This is a genomic window from Candidatus Competibacteraceae bacterium, from assembly GCA_016713505.1.
In the GTDB taxonomy this organism is placed as follows: domain Bacteria; phylum Pseudomonadota; class Gammaproteobacteria; order Competibacterales; family Competibacteraceae; genus Competibacter_A.
Genome location: JADJPA010000001.1, coordinates 2,102,720 through 2,117,861, shown reverse-complemented (window position 1 = coordinate 2,117,861; position 15,142 = coordinate 2,102,720). Strand labels below are relative to the sequence as shown.

The window sequence follows — 15,142 nt, the reverse complement described above, 5'->3', positions numbered from 1 at the left end:
GGGCTGCCAAGCGCTAAAAACAGGTGAACGGCCGGGACGGCCGCTCGAAACAGGCGACGGGCGCGAAAAGTCGCGCCCTTTTATCCCGGAAGAATCCCGCTCAATAGCGGTAATTTTCAGCTTTATACGGTCCGTCCGCCGCCACGCCGATATAAGCGGCCTGCTCCGGCGTCAGCGCGGTCAGGTCGGCGCCGATCCGCTCCAGATGCAAGCGGGCCACTTTCTCATCCAGCTGTTTGGGCAGTACGTAAACCTTGTTTTCGTAGCGGTTGCCCTGAGTGAACAACTCGATCTGCGCCAGCGTCTGGTTGGTGAAGGAGTTGGACATCACGAAGCTGGGATGTCCCGTGGCGCAACCCAGATTGACCAGCCGCCCTTCGGCCAGCAAGATGATGCGCTTGCCGTCGGGGAAGATGATGTGATCGACCTGCGGCTTGATGTTTTCCCAGCGGTATTGCTTGAGGCTGGCGACTTCGATTTCGGAGTCAAAATGGCCGATGTTGCAGACGATGGCCTGATTCTTCATCCGCGCCATGTGCTGGTGGGTGATGACGCTGACGTTGCCGGTGGCGGTGACGAAAATGTCGGCTTTAGCGGCTGCGTCGTCCATCGTGACCACCCGATAGCCTTCCATCGCCGCTTGCAGGGCGCAGATCGGGTCGATTTCGCTGATCCACACCGTCGCGCCCAGACCCTTGAGCGATTGCGCGCAACCCTTGCCGACATCGCCGTAGCCCAGCACCATCGCAATCTTGCCGGCGATCATCACGTCGGTGGCGCGCTTGATGCCGTCCACCAGCGATTCGCGGCAGCCGTAGAGGTTGTCGAATTTGGATTTGGTCACCGAGTCGTTGACGTTGATGGCGGGGAAGGGCAGCCGGCCTTCCTTTTCCATCGTGTACAGCCGGTGGACGCCGGTCGTGGTTTCTTCGGTCACGCCCTTGATGTTGGCCTGGATTTTGGAATACCAGCCGGGCTGCTGGTCCAACTGCTTGCGGATCGCGGCGAACAGGACCTGCTCTTCCTCACAGGTCGGGTTGGCGATCAGCGCGCGATCTTGTTCCGCTCGCGCGCCGAGCGTGACCAGCAAGGTGGCGTCGCCGCCGTCGTCCAGAATCATGTTGGGCGTGCCGCCGTCGCTCCATTCCAGAATGCGATGGGTAAAGTCCCAGTATTCTTCCAGCGATTCGCCCTTGTAGGCGAAGACCGGAATGCCGTCGGCGGCGATGGCGGCGGCGGCGTGATCTTGGGTGGAAAAGATATTGCAGGACGCCCAGCGGATATCCGCGCCCAGCGCCGCCAGCGTTTCGATCAGCACGGCGGTCTGGATGGTCATGTGCAGCGACCCGGCGATGCGGGCGCCTTTCAGAGGCTGCTGGTCCTGGTATTCAGCCCGGATCGCCATGAGACCGGGCATTTCGGTTTCGGCGATGGCGATTTCCTTGCGGCCCCAGTCGGACAGGGACAGATCGGCAACGTAATAATCAGCAAAAGTTTTTTCGCGCACGACGGCGTTCATAACGTACTCTCCATACGGTCGAACGGGCGCCGTTGGCTGTGAAAGCCGCGCCACGCCGAGCCTGACGGAGTCAACCGTTGCAGCGCCCCTCGGCGTGGGGACAGGAAAAGAAGGGCTTACAATCCGGCCGCGTCGCGCAAGGCGTCGGCCTTGTCGGTGGCTTCCCAGGTAAATTCCGGTTCTTCGCGGCCGAAATGGCCGTAAGCGGCAGTCTTTTGATAAATGGGACGAATCAGGTTCAGCATTTTGACCAGGCCGTAGGGCCGCAGATCGAAATGGCCGCGCACGATGTCCACCAGCCGGTCTTCATCGATTTTGCCGGTGCCGAAAGTGTTGACGCTGATCGAGGTCGGCTCGGCCACGCCGATGGCGTAGGACACCTGGATTTCGCAGCGCTCGGCCAGTCCGGCGGCGACGATGTTCTTGGCGACGTAACGGCCGGCGTAGGCGGCGGAACGGTCGACCTTGGAGGGGTCCTTGCCGGAGAACGCGCCGCCGCCGTGATGGGCCGCGCCGCCGTAGGTGTCGACGATGATCTTGCGGCCGGTCAGCCCGCAGTCGCCGACCGGACCGCCGATCACGAAACTGCCGGTCGGGTTGATATGATATTGGGTGTGCTTGTCCAGCCATTCCGCCGGCAGCACCGGCTGGATGATGTTCTCCATCACTGCTTCGCACAACAGTTTGTAGCTGATGTCGGGATCGTGCTGGGTTGACAGGACGACGGCTTCGATACCGACGACCTTGTGATCCTGATAGCGGAAGGTGATCTGACTTTTGGCGTCGGGCCGCAACCAAGGCAGTACGCCGCTCTTGCGCATTTCGGACTGGCGCTGCACCAACAGATGGGCGTAAGTGATCGGGGCGGGCATCAGCACATCGGTTTCGTTGCAGGCGTAGCCGAACATCAAGCCCTGATCGCCGGCGCCTTGTTCTTCCGGGCTTTTGCGGTTGACGCCCTGGGCGATGTCGGGCGATTGTTTGCCGATGCAGGACAGCACCGCGCAGGTCGCGCCGTCGAAGCCGACCTTGGAGTTGTCATAGCCGATGCCGACTACGGTATCGCGCACGATTTTGTCGAAGTCTACCCACGCCGTCGTGGTAATTTCGCCAGCCAGGACGACGACGCCCGTTTTGATCAAGGTTTCACAGGCGACGCGACCGCTGGCGTCCTCGGCGAGGATGGCATCCAATACGGCATCGGAAATCTGGTCGGCGATTTTGTCCGGATGCCCTTCTGAAACGGACTCGGAGGTAAACAGGTAGTTTCGACTCATAAGGGGGTAGATCCTCGAACCACTAATAACAAGAGGCTGGCGTATGATCGTTGAAAAAAGAGCAAGCAATTTGAACAAAACAGTTTACCGAAAAAATAGTGCATTTGCATCTCGGTTTTTTATTCTATTTTGTTATGTTTATGTTTCTGAATAGACCTTTACCTTTTGCCGTTCATGCCCGATTCACTGATTGAAGAGCCGGTATTGACCTGCGTTGAATTGGGCCGCGCGGCGTTGGTCGAGCTGCTCGGCCGTTACGGGCTTGGCGTGGTCTGGCTGGCGTGCGATGCGGTGATTCCGGGCAGCTATTGGGGCGAGCGCGAGGCGGGGTTGATCGCTGATCGCCTATTCGTGCGCGACGATACCCCGGTGCATTCCGCCTTGCATGAAGCCTGTCATTACATCTGCATGGACCCCGGACGCCGGGCAAGGTTGCATACCGATGCGGGTGGCGAGTGCGACGAAGAGAACGGCGTCTGCTATCTACAACTCTTATTGGCGGATGAGTTGCCCGGCGTCGGTCAGGCGCGGCTGTGCGCCGACATGGATGCGTGGGGCTATACTTTTCGGCTCGGTTCGGCCCGTGCTTGGTTCGAGCAGGATGCTGAAGAGGCGAGGCTCTGGCTGTGGCAAAATGGGCTGATCGATCAGACGGATCGGCCGATCTGGCGGGTGCGGCAGGCCTCGCCGCGGCGAAATGCGAGTGAGGGTCGGAGATCGAGCGGTGCGAGTGGGTGATCGCCGAGATCGGTGTGGCGGGCTTCACAAATTCAAATAAGCCTGATGCCTCATTTTTACAATTGATAACTTGAGAGAGGAAATCGTGTATGAACGTTCGATCCGTCCGCGGCCGGTCGCGGCGAGTTTTGGGCTATTGGGGGGCCATCAGCACAGTTGCCGTACTTTTTGGAGCGCCTTTAAGCTATGCGGCCACCTTTACGGTCGCGAATCTCAGCGACAGCGGCCTCGGTTCGCTGCGGCAGGCGGTGTCCGATGCCAATAACACCGTCGGCGCGGACACGATCGTTTTTCAGGCGGGTCTTAGCGGCACTCTGTCGACGTCAGGGGGGTTTGTCATTAATGATCCGTTGACCATTATTGGCGCGGCACCCAATGTAACGATCAGTGGTAACAACGCCCAGCGCATCTTCACCATCAATAGCGGCAAGACAGTTTTTCTCTCGACAATAAAGCTTCAGAATGGGGGAATTAATAATGCTGGAACACTGTTTTTGCAAAACAGCACCATTCAATCTAGCAAATGGTCTGGCACGGATGGAGGCGGCGCTATCAGTAATAGCCTATCGAGTAGCGTATTGACAGTCAGCTATTGTGTTTTAGAGGGTAATTCGACTCCTGATGGTCTTGGCGGCGGCATCTTCAATCGCGGGAAATTGACGGTCAATAATACGGTTCTGTCCGCCAATGCGGCGACTACGCGGAGCGGCGGAGCTATTTATAACTTAGGTGCGTTGACGGTCAATAACAGTACCTTTACCGGCAATTTAGCCGGGCGTTACGGCGGTGGATTAAAAAATGATGATACTGCCGCCACAATGACGATCACCAATACCACTATTAACGCAAATACCGCCCAGGGTGGTGGCGGGGGTATCAACAACGAAAACGGCGTCTTGACCCTCTATAATAGTACTATTTCAGGGAATGGGGCTTTGAGTGCCGTTATTACCGACGGCGGCGGCGGTCTTAGAATTAGAGCGGGTACCACAATCGTATTGAATAGTACTATAGTTAATAACACGGCTCCCTCATCCAGAGGCGGCGGTGTTTTTAACGCATCGCTCGATTTTTCAGCGGGCAATAGTGTAATAGCAGGCAACAGCGCGGCGACAGGGGCTTCGGTTTATAATAGTAGTGGGGTTTTTAAGTCTCGTGGCCGTAATGTCTTTGGCGAGAACGGCGTCTCTGGGTTGAGCAACGCCAATACGGCTGTGGGTGATATTGTCCTTCCTGGTGCGATCGGTACGGCCATTGGCTCTTTAGCAAACAACGGGGGGCCCACGCTGACTCAGCTACCCGTTGCGGGCGGTTCGTTGATCGATGCCGGTGATAACGCTTTGGCGCAATCGGCAGCGCTTGGGGCGGATCAACGGGGCTACCGACCGCGGATCGTCAACGCCGCGGTGGACATCGGCGCGGTCGAGATCGGCGCGTTGCCCGCCGAACAAACCTTGATCGGACACTACTACCAATCGATTCTCAATCGCGCGCCCGATCCCAGTGGCTGGGCCTATTGGCAAGGGGAAGTGAGCCGGCTGCAAGGGTTGGGAGTGGACGTACAAGAAGCCTTTCGGGTAATGGCAGGCTGGTTCTTCTACAGCGCTGAATACCTGGCTCGAAACACCAACGACAGCCAATACGTCACCGACCTGTACCGGACCTTCTTCCAGCGCGATCCCGACAGCGGTGGCTTGAATTACTGGATCGGTCAACTGACTCAAGGGATGCCGCGCCCGGTCGTGCTGTTCTCCTTCCTGTTCTCCACCGAATTCGGCAGCTACATGCAGGGGTTGCTGGGCAGCACCGCCAGCCGCGCCGAGGTCTACGCCGTGGTGGACTTCTATCGTGGCTTCCTCAACCGGCTGTCCGACACCAGCGGCTTCACTTACTGGGCGGCCCGGTTCCGTGCCGCGCAGTGCCAGGGAGCGGCGGCGGTCAACAATGAAGTGAACAGCATTTCCACCCAGTTCCTGGGCAGCGGGGAGTACTTGAACCGCAGCCGCGGCAACCGCGACTATGTGGCTGACCTGTATTATGCCTTCCTGCGGCGAGGCGGGGACTTGGAGGGCTTCAACTATTGGGTCGGCCAGTTGGACGGTGGCCTCAAGAGCCGAGAACAACTGCGCGGGGAATTCCTGGGTTCCGCCGAGTTCCAAAACCGGGTCGCCCAGATCATCAGCCAGGGCTGCCTGTAGGCCATCCCTCAAGGGCCAGGGACCTGTGGGGTTGCGTGTTTTTCAAGCGCAAAAGCGACAATAAACTGGAGTGAGTGCGACCGTAAAGCAACAGGGGTTGTAACAAACCTCATTCCGTAGGGATCGTGTTGGCCGTTTCGCTGGGCGTGGCCGCATCTCCATCTCCAAACGCCTGGAAGCGGGGGTTGATCAAAAATTCCGTCATGACCGTACAGATCAAATATTTCGCCAGCCTGCGCGACCGTTTAGGTCGCGCTGAAGATCGGCTTTCCGTAGCCGAAACAACCACGGTTGCCGAAATTTGGGCAAGGCTGTGGCCGGAAACGCCGTTGCCGCCGAATACGCTGGCGGCGGTCAATATGGAATACGCCAGCCTGGAACAAACCGTCCGCGATGGCGATGAGGTGGCGTTCTTCCCGCCGGTGACAGGAGGGTAGAGGAGTGAAGGTCGAATTGCGGGATGCGCCCTTCGAACCGCTGGTGGAATTGGGGTGTTATCAAGCCGGTCAGCTCGAACTGAAAGGTCAGTACGGCGCGACGGCGATCTTCATCGGCACCGTGCGCGCCTCTAACGAACAAGCCGCCATCAGCCGGATGAGCCTGGAGCATTATCCCGGTATGACCGAGCGCTATTTGCAGCGCATCGTCGAGACCGCCGCTCGGGAATGGCCGCTCCTGGATGCCCTGGTGCTGCATCGGGTCGGCGAGCTGAACCCCAGCGATCCCATCGTGCTGGTGGCGGTCTGGTCGGCGCACCGGGCGACGGCCTTCGCGGCCTGCCGGTGGATCATGGAAGAACTGAAATCGAAAGCGCCCTTCTGGAAGCGCGAAGACACCACCGCCGGCTCGCACTGGGTGGAATACAACACGCCGGGCTGAGCCCAGCCCGCCCGCCGCGCGGGTGTCAGTGCGTTTCGACAGGCGATCCGTTATCCTGCACGGATGAACGGACCCCCCCCGAACGCTCTCATCGCTCGCCGGTTCCGGGGATTCCTCCCGGTCATCGTGGATGTCGAAACCGGCGGCATCAACGCCCAAACCGACGCCTTGTTGGAAATCGCCGCCGTCATCGTGCGCATGGACTGGCAAGGCGATTTACGTCCCGCCGGCACCTTGGCCCATCACGTCCAGCCCTTTCCCGGCGCGCGGCTGGACCCGGCATCGATGGCGGTCAACGGCATCGATCCCGACCATCCTTTCCGTTTCGCGGTCGCGGAACGCGAAGCCTTGGAGGGCATCTTTCAGGAGGTCCGACGGGAGATGCGGGAAACCGGCTGCACCCGCGCCGTTCTGGTCGGCCACAATGCGTTTTTCGATCTGGCGTTTCTGAACGCGGCGGTGGCCCGCGCCAAGATCAAGCGTAACCCTTTTCATCCGTTCAGCAGCTTCGATACGGTGTCGCTGGCCGGATTGGCCTACGGACAAACGGTGCTGGCGCGGGCGCTCCAGGCGGCGGACATCCGCTGGGACGAGCGCGAGGCGCATTCGGCGATTTACGATGCCGAACGCACGGCGGACCTGTTTTGCTTGATTGTCAACCGCTGGAAAGCATTGGGAGGTTGGATGCCCGCCGACGGTTAAGCGGTGGCCTCGAAGCAGTAAGGCAGCGGCTCCAGACGGAGCGTCGGCCCGCCGCTGGCGCCCAGTTGTAACGCCCCCCGTTCGGCAAGCTCGATCATTGCCACCGCCAGCACGGCATAGCCGCCGGCGGGATGCAATGCCGCATCGGCCAGTTGTCCCGCGCTCTGGCCGGGGTCGGCGTGAAGTGAAAACAGCGCATCGCCGGGATGGGGTGGCGTCGGACTGTCCGCCCGCGCCAAATACATCCGCCGTTTCAGTTTGCCCAAATACTGGGTGCGCGCCACGATCTCCTGCCCGGTATAGCAACCTTTCTGAAAGCCGATCCCATCCAGAAACTGCAGGTTGAGCATTTGCGGCACGAACGCGTCCACGGTTTCGGGGTAGACGGCCGGCGTTCCCGCCAAAATGTCCAGCAAGCGCCAGGACTCAGCGCCAATCGGGGTGACGCTCGGAACGAGCGCGTTCCAAAGCGCGCTGAGTGCCGGGGCCGGGCCATGCAGTTGGAAGCGAGGAGTGGGGCCGGGCAGGCGAAGGATGGTGACGCCGTGGGCATAGCGCGCCTCACCTTCCAGCATGGCAGCGACATCCGCTGAACCGTATTCCGCCAGCAAGGGCGCGGCGGCAGGCCCAGCCACTCCCATTCGCGCCAGGGTGTCGCTGGCGTCCTCCAGCGCGGTTTTGGCCCTGAGCACATATTTTCGCAAGCGCGCCAGCGTCGGCTCCACCAGCGCGCGCGGCAGCTCCAGATAATAAGCGTCTTCGCGTTGGAACACCCGCGGGCAGGCCAGCGCCCGACCCTTGGGGCTGCAATAAGCGCCGAGCAGGCTGCGCTCCGGCGTCGCCTGCCGCAGGTCGCAAGTCAGTTGGCCTTGCAAGAAGGTCTCGCTATCGGGGCCGCGCGCGACGATCAGACCCCGTTGCGACAGATCGCAACACACCTCGCCGGAAAGCGCCGCGCGGGATTCGAGGTCAGCCCGGCCGAAGTTTGCCACGCCATCGTTCGCCAGCACGGCGCCCGCCCGCTCAAGAAATACCCGCCATTCTGCGTTCATAGGATGAAATCTCGTTGTCTTTCCAATTTATAGCAGCAGGATGCGCGCGTGGTCCACCCGTTTGAGAATCCGCTGATTCGTTGCGTTCGAAGGCCGTGAAAGGCATAATGTCCACAAGAAATAAACCAAAATACCCGACCGTCGTACTAGGTTTTCAGAACTGTAATCTTTCCAGTGGCAGGGTCGACGGCTGGAAGTTGGATGGCCGGCTAGCGCCATCCCTTAACTTGCTTTTTCGTGAGCTGTCATGAACGAGAACGACACGCAGATAACGCCGCCGCAGCCGTCCACGAGCCCCGATCCGTCCCCGCCAGTCGAACCCGCCGCAAAACCCAAACAGCCCCTGGAATTTGGCGGTCCCAAAGGACCTGAGCCTACCCGCTACGGCGATTGGGAGAAAGCGGGCCGCTGTATCGATTTCTAGGCCCCCACCGTGGTGGCAGGCCCGCTAGCGTGCAACGTCGTCCGAATCCATCGTTTTCATTGTGATGTCCCCGAACATGGGGGTAGCATTCGACCTTGATTTTTGCGTCGCACAAAAAAACGAGCTTCATCTTCGCCACTGTATTAACGAGGAGAAACCTATGTCAGCCAACCAGCGGCCACTGTCGCCGTTCATGATCGGCCCGTATTACAAACCACAAATGACTTCGGTGTTATCCATCACCCACCGCGCCACCGGAGCGGCCCTGGTGGCCGGCACGCTGCTGCTGGTGTACTGGTTGGCCGCGGCCGCGCTCGGCCCGCAAGCCTATCACCACGCTCAAGCGGTGATCGGTTCGATGCTCGGCCAATTGCTGCTGTTTCTGTGGACTTGGGCGCTGTTTTACCACATGGCGAACGGTATCCGTCATCTGTTTTGGGACGCCGGTTACGGTTTTGAGTTGCAGGACGCCGCTAAATCCGGCTGGGCCGTGATCTGGGCGTCCATCATTCTGACCACGCTGTGCTGGCTGATCGCCGCGCCCTGAGGAGAGTCGCCATGAGTTTACGTACCCCGCTCGCTCGCGTTCGCGGCCTAGGCACCGCCAAAGAGGGCACCCATCACTGGTGGATGCAGCGCGTGACCTCCATCGCCTTGGTCCCCTTGGTGCTGTGGTTCGCGTTTTCGATGCTGCGCTACTCCCGCACCGAGTATGAAATGTTCCAGCACTGGTTGAGCAACCCGATCAACGCCGGATTGATGGTGACGTTCCTGTTTGTGGTGTTTTATCACGCCAAGCTGGGGATGCAGGTCATTTACGAAGACTACGTTCGGCCGGAATGGGCCATGTACCTCGCCCTGCTGGTGACCCAGTTCGTGTTGTTCCTGCTGGGCGCGATCTCCATTATCAGCGTGCTCAAAATCGCGCTTGCCTGACGCCCACCACCGGAGGCTGAGGTTTCATGTCCAACGAATACAAATTGATCCATCATAATTACGACGTGGTCGTGGTCGGCGCGGGCGGCGCGGGCTTGCGCGCCACCTTCGGCATGGCCCAGAAGGGCCTGAAGACGGCCTGTTTGACCAAGGTGTTTCCCACTCGCAGCCATACGGTCGCGGCGCAGGGCGGCATGTCGGCGGCGCTGGCCAACATGGGCCAGGATCTGTGGCAGTGGCACATGTATGACACCGTGAAGGGCTCCGACTGGCTCGGCGATCAGGACGCCATCGAATACATGTGCCGCGAGGCGGTGCCGGCGGTGATCGAGCTGGAGCACTACGGGGTGCCATTCTCCCGCACCGAGGAAGGCAAGATTTACCAGCGCCCCTTCGGCGGCATGACCACCAACTACGGCGAGGGCATCGCCCAGCGCACCTGCGCCGCCGCCGACCGCACCGGCCACGCCATCCTGCACACCCTCTACCAGCAGGCGCTCAAACACAACGCTGAATTCTTCATCGAATATTTCGCGCTGGATTTGATCATGGACGATTCGGGCGCCTGCCGCGGCGTGGTGGCCTGGGATTTGGCCGACGGTTCGCTGCATGTCTTCAACGCCCATCAAACCGTGTTGGCGACCGGCGGCTACGGCCGCGCCTACTTTTCGGCGACCTCGGCACACACCTGCACCGGTGATGGCAACGGCATGGTGCTACGGGCCGGTCTGCCGTTGCAAGACATGGAATTCACCCAGTTCCATCCGACCGGCATCTACGGCTCCGGCTGTCTGATGACCGAAGGCTGCCGGGGCGAGGGCGGCTATCTGACCAACTCCAACGGCGAGCGCTTCATGGAGCGCTACGCGCCGAACGCCAAGGACCTGGCCTCGCGCGATGTGGTCAGCCGTTCCATGACCATCGAAATCCGCGAGGGGCGCGGGGTCGGCGAACACAAGGATCACATTTATCTGCATCTGGAACATTTGGGCGCCAACGTCATCAACGAGCGGCTGCCGGGCATCGCCGAAACCGCCCGCATCTTCGCCGGCGTGGACGTGACCAAGGAGCCCGCGCCGGTGCTGCCGACCGTGCATTACAACATGGGCGGCATCCCGACCAACTACCACGGCGAAGTCGTCATCCTCAAAGACGGCAACCCCGATACCGTCATTCCCGGTTTGATGGCCATCGGCGAATCCGCTTGCGTGTCGGTGCACGGCGCCAACCGCCTGGGCTCCAACTCGCTGCTGGACATCGTGGTGTTCGGGCGCGCCGCCGCCATCCGCTGCGCCGAGCTGGTCAAACCCAACAGCTCGCACGGACCCTTGCCGCAAGCTTCGGTGGATAAGATCGTCGCCCGCTTCGACGGCCTGCGCAACGCCAAGGGCGAGAACCCGACCGCCAGTTTGCGGATGCGGATGCAGCGCACCATGCAGAATCACGCGGCGGTGTTCCGCACCGGCGATTCCATGGCCGAGGGCATCAAACTGCTGGAGGAGGTTTACGCCGGCTTCGAGCAGGTCGGCGTCAGCGACCGAGGCATGGTCTGGAATTCCGATCTGGTCGAGACCCTGGAACTGGACAACCTGCTCGGTTGCGCGATGGTCTCGATCAAATCGGCGATCAACCGGCCCGAAAGTCGCGGCGCGCACGCCCGCGAGGACTATCCCGACCGCGACGATGAGAACTGGATGAAGCACACCCTGGCGTGGCTGGACCCCAAGGGCGGTGTCAAGATCGACTACCGTCCGGTTCACACCTATACCCTGACCCAAGAGGTGGAATACATCCCACCCAAGAAGCGCACGTACTGAGGGGACACCGTCATGGCTCAATTCAAACTTCCAGCCAATTCCGTCATCGGCAAGGGCAAAACCTACTATGCCGGCGCGGGCGCCAAAAACGTCAGGCGCTTCCAGATTTATCGCTGGGACCCGGACAGCGGCGAAAACCCGCGCATGGATACTTACGAAGTCGATCTGGCCGCCTGCGGGCCGATGGTGTTGGACGCGCTGCTCAAGATCAAGAACGAGGTCGATCCGACCCTGACGCTCCGGCGCTCCTGCCGGGAAGGGGTGTGCGGTTCTTGCGCCATGAACATCGACGGCACCAACACCTTGGCGTGCACCAAGGCCATCGAGGACATCTCCGGCGAGGTCAAGATCTATCCGTTGCCGCACATGCCCGTCGTCAAGGATCTGGTGCCCGATCTGACCCATTTCTACGCGCAGTACACCTCGATCAAGCCCTGGTTGCAGGCCGCCACGCCGCCGCCGGCGCGGGAGCGCCTGCAATCCAAGGAGGATCGCGCCAAGCTGGATGGGTTGTATGAATGTATCCTGTGCGCCTGCTGCTCCACCAGTTGCCCGAGTTACTGGTGGAACGGCGAGCGGTATCTCGGTCCTTCCATCTTGCTGCAAGCCTATCGCTGGATCGTGGACAGCCGCGATGAATTTACCGGCGAGCGCTTGGACGATCTGGAAGACCCGTTCCGGCTCTATCGCTGCCATACCATCATGAATTGCACCAAGACCTGCCCGAAGAGCTTGAATCCCGCCAAAGCCATCGCGGAGATCAAAAAACTGATGGTGGAACGGCGCTAATTCGCTTCGGTTTTACGTTAGATTTTCTTATCCTTGACCCCTCTCCCGCGGTGCGGGTGAGGGGTTTTGTTTATGGGAGCAGCGGATCGTGACCGAACAATTAGGCAAATTGCGCTGGCGCTGCCGGCGCGGCATGAAAGAGTTGGACCTGCTGACGTTGGGCTATCTGGAACGGCATTACCCGGCTGCTTCAGCAGAAGAGCAGCAAGCGTTCGCGGAATTGCTGGAGCTGCAAGACCCGTTATTGATGCGCTATATGGTCGGACGAGAAACGCCGGCGGAGCCGATAACGGCGCAAGTAGTCAGCGTCATGCGCGCGCTGCTGAACGATGTGGATGCGTCTTGATCCTGAATGGGCGATGCCGTTACCGAGCACCGCCCATGAAGGACCCGCCGTATCGCAGCGGCGGCTCCAGCACCGGTTGCCAGCCCGTTTCGCCGGGCCTGGCGGCCCGGTCGGCGGCGACGCTCAATCCTACAACCGCTAGCAAGCTCCGATCCCTATACAGTAGCGGCAACCGGTCCCGCTCCCACGGTGGGATGCTCGCTTCCTGTAGCAGCTTCTTCAGTTCTTGACTGTGGCCGCGCCCGACCGGTTGAAAGCGTTCGCCGCCGATCCGAAAGCGAACGAGCAACGGACCATCGCGCCAGATTTCTGCCCGTAACCCTTGACTGAGCGCTGCCCGCATCCGCAGCCGGCCCACGCCCGGAAGCTCCAGCGGCGGCCAGCCATCGCCACACGCTCGCCAGCTGAAGGTTTGGCGTGCGTCATGCGGCGGCAAGGGCGGCATGGCGTAGAGTCTGTCCCGGTAGCGGCGCGCTTCGCCACCCGGCCAGCGGACGTAAGGCTGCCGGTCGCGCCCGGCGGCCAGCATATCGTGCAGCAGGTGCCGCAATTGCCGGTGGTCGGGAACCGGCAAGCCGAGCCGGCGCAACCAAAAGCGCACGACGTTGCGTTGGCGGATATCGCTAAGCTCGCACAGCGGCGGAAGGCGCAGCGCATCGATGCGTTCGGCGCCGATCCCACTAAGATCGGTTGCGGCTTCCGCGTTCAGCCAGTCGGCGGTTTCGGCGCACCAGCGCGCCGAACGCGCCAAATTGCGGTGAGCGGCCGGCCAGCGCTCGGCCAGTAAGGGCAGGATGTGGTGGCGAAGATAGTTGCGGTCGAACGCGGAATCCGTGTTGCTGGCATCCTCGATCCAGGGCAACTGATGGGTGCGGGCATAAGCCAGCAAATCGGCGCGGCCGACCTCCAACAAGGGCCGCAGCAGCCAGCCCTGTCCGAGTCGGGCCGCCGCTGGCATCGCCGCCAATCCGTGCGGACCCGCGCCGCGCAACAGTTGCAGCAACAGGGTTTCGGCTTGATCGTCCCGGTGATGGGCGGTCAACAAGCCAGTATCCGATTTGAGTTCGGCGGCGAGGGCGGCATAGCGGACACGGCGGGCGGCGGCTTCCGGACTCTCGCCGGATAGGGGTCGCGCATCGACTTTCAAGACTCGCAACGGAACGGCCAAGGTGCGACAGATGCGGGCGCAATGCTCGCCCCAGATGGCCGACGCGGGGTGCAACCCATGATCCACGTAGCAAGCCGCCAACGTCCGTTCGGGCCGAGCAGCGCGGTCGGTCGCCAGCAGATGCAGCAGTCCGTGGGAATCCAGACCACCGCTGTAAGCGACGATCAGATGGCGGAGCTGAGGATGGTCGTTTAGCAGAGGGGCGAACAGGGCGGGCGAAAGCACCATCGCGTTGCAATCCGAGTCCCGCCGGCTCAGGAATCCTTGTCCTTGCCCAGCAAGGCGGCCACGCTGCTCTGCCAGGACGATTGGGTCGAGGCGGCCGGCTCCGATTCCTTGAACACGCCGTAAGCCATCAGCCGCTGGTAGCGTTGTTCCAACAGCGCATCCACCGTCAGGGCGTCCAGTTGTTGCAAGTTTTTATGCAAGGCGGCTCGAATGTTCTCGACGATGCGCGTCGGGTCACGATGGGCGCCGCCCGGTGGTTCGGGGATAACGCTGTCGATCAGCTTCAGCTTCAGCAAGCGGTCGGCGGTCAACCCCAGCGCTTCGGCGGCTTCGGCGGCTTTTTCGGCGCTCTTCCATAAAATCGCCGCGCAGCCTTCCGGCGAAATCACCGAATAGGTGCTGTATTGCAGCATCAGCACGCGGTCGCCGACGCCGACCGCCAGCGCGCCGCCGGAACCGCCCTCACCGATCACCACGCAAATCACCGGAATGCGCAGCCGGCACATTTCGAACAAATTGCGGGCGATAGCCTCGCTCTGGCCGCGTTCCTCGGCGCCGATGCCGGGGTACGCGCCCGGCGTGTCGATGAACGTCAGCAGCGGCAGATGAAAGCGTTCGGCCAACTTCATCAGGCGCAGCGCCTTGCGATAACCTTCCGGTCGCGGCATTCCGAAATTGCGGTAAATCTTTTCCTTGGTGTCGCGACCTTTCTGGTGGCCGATCACCAGCACCGCCCGTCCGTCCAAGCGCGCCAGCCCGCCAACGATGGCGTGATCGTCGGCGAAGCTGCGGTCGCCGTGCAGTTCCTGGAAATCGGTGAACAGCCGCTCCACGTAGTCCAACGTGTAAGGGCGCAACGGGTGGCGGGCGATTTGGGAAATCTGCCACGGGGTCAGACTGGCGAAGATGGAGTCGGTCAGCGCTTTGCTCTTGGCTTCCAGCCGGGCGATTTCATCGCTGATGTTCAGCTCCTGTTCGGCGCTGAGAGTGCGCAATTCCTGGAGCATCGCCTCCAGTTCGGCGATGGGCTTTTCGAAATCCAGACAGTTGTTCGGAGTCATCGCGAAGA

16 protein-coding genes and 1 riboswitch are annotated in these 15,142 nt (G+C 61.0%); of the genes, 11 read left to right on the top strand and 5 right to left on the bottom strand.

Annotated features, from left to right (window positions below; all coding sequences use genetic code 11):
* Window positions 1–100: 100 nt before the first annotated feature.
* Both IPK09_09570 and IPK09_09565 read right to left on the bottom strand, forming a co-directional pair.
* Window positions 101–1,519, bottom strand: a complete 1,419-nt coding sequence (locus tag IPK09_09570; GenBank protein MBK7983861.1) for an adenosylhomocysteinase — start codon at window positions 1,517–1,519, stop codon at window positions 101–103.
* A gap of 17 nt (window positions 1,520–1,536) precedes the next feature.
* A riboswitch (S-adenosyl-L-homocysteine riboswitch) is annotated at window positions 1,537–1,616 on the bottom strand.
* Window positions 1,617–1,635: 19 nt separating this feature from the next.
* On the bottom strand, window positions 1,636–2,796 hold the full coding sequence (locus IPK09_09565; protein MBK7983860.1) for a methionine adenosyltransferase: 1,161 nt from the start codon (window positions 2,794–2,796) through the stop codon (window positions 1,636–1,638).
* A 174-nt stretch (window positions 2,797–2,970) separates the two neighbouring features.
* Here IPK09_09565 and IPK09_09560 point away from each other — a divergent pair, with 174 nt between their 5' ends.
* From IPK09_09560 to rnt, 5 genes are all read left to right on the top strand, one after another.
* A complete protein-coding gene (locus tag IPK09_09560; GenBank protein ID MBK7983859.1) occupies window positions 2,971–3,534 on the top strand; it encodes a hypothetical protein in 564 nt (187 codons plus the stop codon).
* Window positions 3,535–3,623: 89 nt separating this feature from the next.
* Entirely contained in the window at window positions 3,624–5,732 is a 2,109-nt protein-coding gene (locus IPK09_09555; protein ID MBK7983858.1) for a DUF4214 domain-containing protein, read from the top strand.
* 203 nt (window positions 5,733–5,935) lie between these two features.
* A complete protein-coding gene (locus IPK09_09550; GenBank protein MBK7983857.1) occupies window positions 5,936–6,169 on the top strand; it encodes a MoaD/ThiS family protein in 234 nt (77 codons plus the stop codon).
* Window positions 6,170–6,173: 4 nt separating this feature from the next.
* A complete protein-coding gene (locus IPK09_09545) occupies window positions 6,174–6,611 on the top strand; it encodes a molybdenum cofactor biosynthesis protein MoaE (GenBank protein ID MBK7983856.1) in 438 nt (145 codons plus the stop codon).
* A gap of 63 nt (window positions 6,612–6,674) precedes the next feature.
* Window positions 6,675–7,313 carry a ribonuclease T gene (gene rnt, locus IPK09_09540; protein ID MBK7983855.1) on the top strand — a complete coding sequence of 213 codons (639 nt, stop codon included), beginning with the start codon at window positions 6,675–6,677 and terminating at the stop codon, window positions 7,311–7,313.
* Here rnt and IPK09_09535 read toward each other — a convergent pair.
* A complete protein-coding gene (locus IPK09_09535) occupies window positions 7,310–8,365 on the bottom strand; it encodes a folate-binding protein YgfZ (protein ID MBK7983854.1) in 1,056 nt (351 codons plus the stop codon). The two genes, rnt and IPK09_09535, sit on opposite strands and share 4 nt — an antisense overlap.
* A 247-nt stretch (window positions 8,366–8,612) precedes the next feature.
* Here IPK09_09535 and IPK09_09530 point away from each other — a divergent pair, with 247 nt between their 5' ends.
* From IPK09_09530 to IPK09_09505, 6 genes are all read left to right on the top strand, one after another.
* Window positions 8,613–8,789 carry a DUF1674 domain-containing protein gene (locus IPK09_09530; protein ID MBK7983853.1) on the top strand — a complete coding sequence of 59 codons (177 nt, stop codon included), beginning with the start codon at window positions 8,613–8,615 and terminating at the stop codon, window positions 8,787–8,789.
* A gap of 160 nt (window positions 8,790–8,949) precedes the next feature.
* Window positions 8,950–9,336: a succinate dehydrogenase, cytochrome b556 subunit gene (gene sdhC, locus IPK09_09525; GenBank protein MBK7983852.1), complete on the top strand. Its 387-nt coding sequence runs from the start codon at window positions 8,950–8,952 to the stop codon at window positions 9,334–9,336.
* 11 nt (window positions 9,337–9,347) lie between these two features.
* Complete coding sequence (gene sdhD / locus IPK09_09520; protein ID MBK7983851.1) at window positions 9,348–9,725, top strand: succinate dehydrogenase, hydrophobic membrane anchor protein; 378 nt, start codon at window positions 9,348–9,350, stop codon at window positions 9,723–9,725.
* 26 nt (window positions 9,726–9,751) lie between these two features.
* Entirely contained in the window at window positions 9,752–11,542 is a 1,791-nt protein-coding gene (locus IPK09_09515) for a succinate dehydrogenase flavoprotein subunit (protein MBK7983850.1), read from the top strand.
* A 12-nt stretch (window positions 11,543–11,554) separates the two neighbouring features.
* Window positions 11,555–12,331, top strand: a complete 777-nt coding sequence (locus tag IPK09_09510; protein MBK7983849.1) for a succinate dehydrogenase iron-sulfur subunit — start codon at window positions 11,555–11,557, stop codon at window positions 12,329–12,331.
* 88 nt (window positions 12,332–12,419) lie between these two features.
* Window positions 12,420–12,677 (top strand): succinate dehydrogenase assembly factor 2, encoded by a 258-nt coding sequence (locus IPK09_09505; protein ID MBK7983848.1) that lies wholly within the window; start codon window positions 12,420–12,422, stop codon window positions 12,675–12,677.
* Window positions 12,678–12,696: 19 nt separating this feature from the next.
* Here the strand turns inward: IPK09_09505 and tilS are convergent, their stop codons facing one another.
* Together tilS and IPK09_09495 are read right to left on the bottom strand one after the other, a co-directional pair.
* Window positions 12,697–14,073 carry a tRNA lysidine(34) synthetase TilS gene (tilS, locus tag IPK09_09500; GenBank protein ID MBK7983847.1) on the bottom strand — a complete coding sequence of 459 codons (1,377 nt, stop codon included), beginning with the start codon at window positions 14,071–14,073 and terminating at the stop codon, window positions 12,697–12,699.
* 26 nt (window positions 14,074–14,099) lie between these two features.
* Window positions 14,100–15,134: an acetyl-CoA carboxylase carboxyltransferase subunit alpha gene (locus IPK09_09495; GenBank protein ID MBK7983846.1), complete on the bottom strand. Its 1,035-nt coding sequence runs from the start codon at window positions 15,132–15,134 to the stop codon at window positions 14,100–14,102.
* Window positions 15,135–15,142 lie beyond the last annotated feature (8 nt).

What these genes read in the sequence shown, in the direction of transcription:
- IPK09_09570 (MBK7983861.1), bottom strand. Translation starts at nt 1,519, where the DNA reads ATGAACGCCGTCGTGCGCGAAAAAACTTTTGCTGATTATTACGTTGCC.
- IPK09_09560 (MBK7983859.1), top strand. Translation starts at nt 2,971, where the DNA reads ATGCCCGATTCACTGATTGAAGAGCCGGTATTGACCTGCGTTGAATTG.
- IPK09_09565 (MBK7983860.1), bottom strand. Translation starts at nt 2,796, where the DNA reads ATGAGTCGAAACTACCTGTTTACCTCCGAGTCCGTTTCAGAAGGGCAT.
- IPK09_09535 (MBK7983854.1), bottom strand. Translation starts at nt 8,365, where the DNA reads ATGAACGCAGAATGGCGGGTATTTCTTGAGCGGGCGGGCGCCGTGCTG.
- IPK09_09555 (MBK7983858.1), top strand. Translation starts at nt 3,624, where the DNA reads ATGAACGTTCGATCCGTCCGCGGCCGGTCGCGGCGAGTTTTGGGCTAT.
- IPK09_09550 (MBK7983857.1), top strand. Translation starts at nt 5,936, where the DNA reads ATGACCGTACAGATCAAATATTTCGCCAGCCTGCGCGACCGTTTAGGT.
- sdhC (MBK7983852.1), top strand. Translation starts at nt 8,950, where the DNA reads ATGTCAGCCAACCAGCGGCCACTGTCGCCGTTCATGATCGGCCCGTAT.
- tilS (MBK7983847.1), bottom strand. Translation starts at nt 14,073, where the DNA reads ATGGTGCTTTCGCCCGCCCTGTTCGCCCCTCTGCTAAACGACCATCCT.
- sdhD (MBK7983851.1), top strand. Translation starts at nt 9,348, where the DNA reads ATGAGTTTACGTACCCCGCTCGCTCGCGTTCGCGGCCTAGGCACCGCC.
- IPK09_09530 (MBK7983853.1), top strand. Translation starts at nt 8,613, where the DNA reads ATGAACGAGAACGACACGCAGATAACGCCGCCGCAGCCGTCCACGAGC.
- IPK09_09515 (MBK7983850.1), top strand. Translation starts at nt 9,752, where the DNA reads ATGTCCAACGAATACAAATTGATCCATCATAATTACGACGTGGTCGTG.
- IPK09_09510 (MBK7983849.1), top strand. Translation starts at nt 11,555, where the DNA reads ATGGCTCAATTCAAACTTCCAGCCAATTCCGTCATCGGCAAGGGCAAA.
- IPK09_09495 (MBK7983846.1), bottom strand. Translation starts at nt 15,134, where the DNA reads ATGACTCCGAACAACTGTCTGGATTTCGAAAAGCCCATCGCCGAACTG.
- rnt (MBK7983855.1), top strand. Translation starts at nt 6,675, where the DNA reads ATGAACGGACCCCCCCCGAACGCTCTCATCGCTCGCCGGTTCCGGGGA.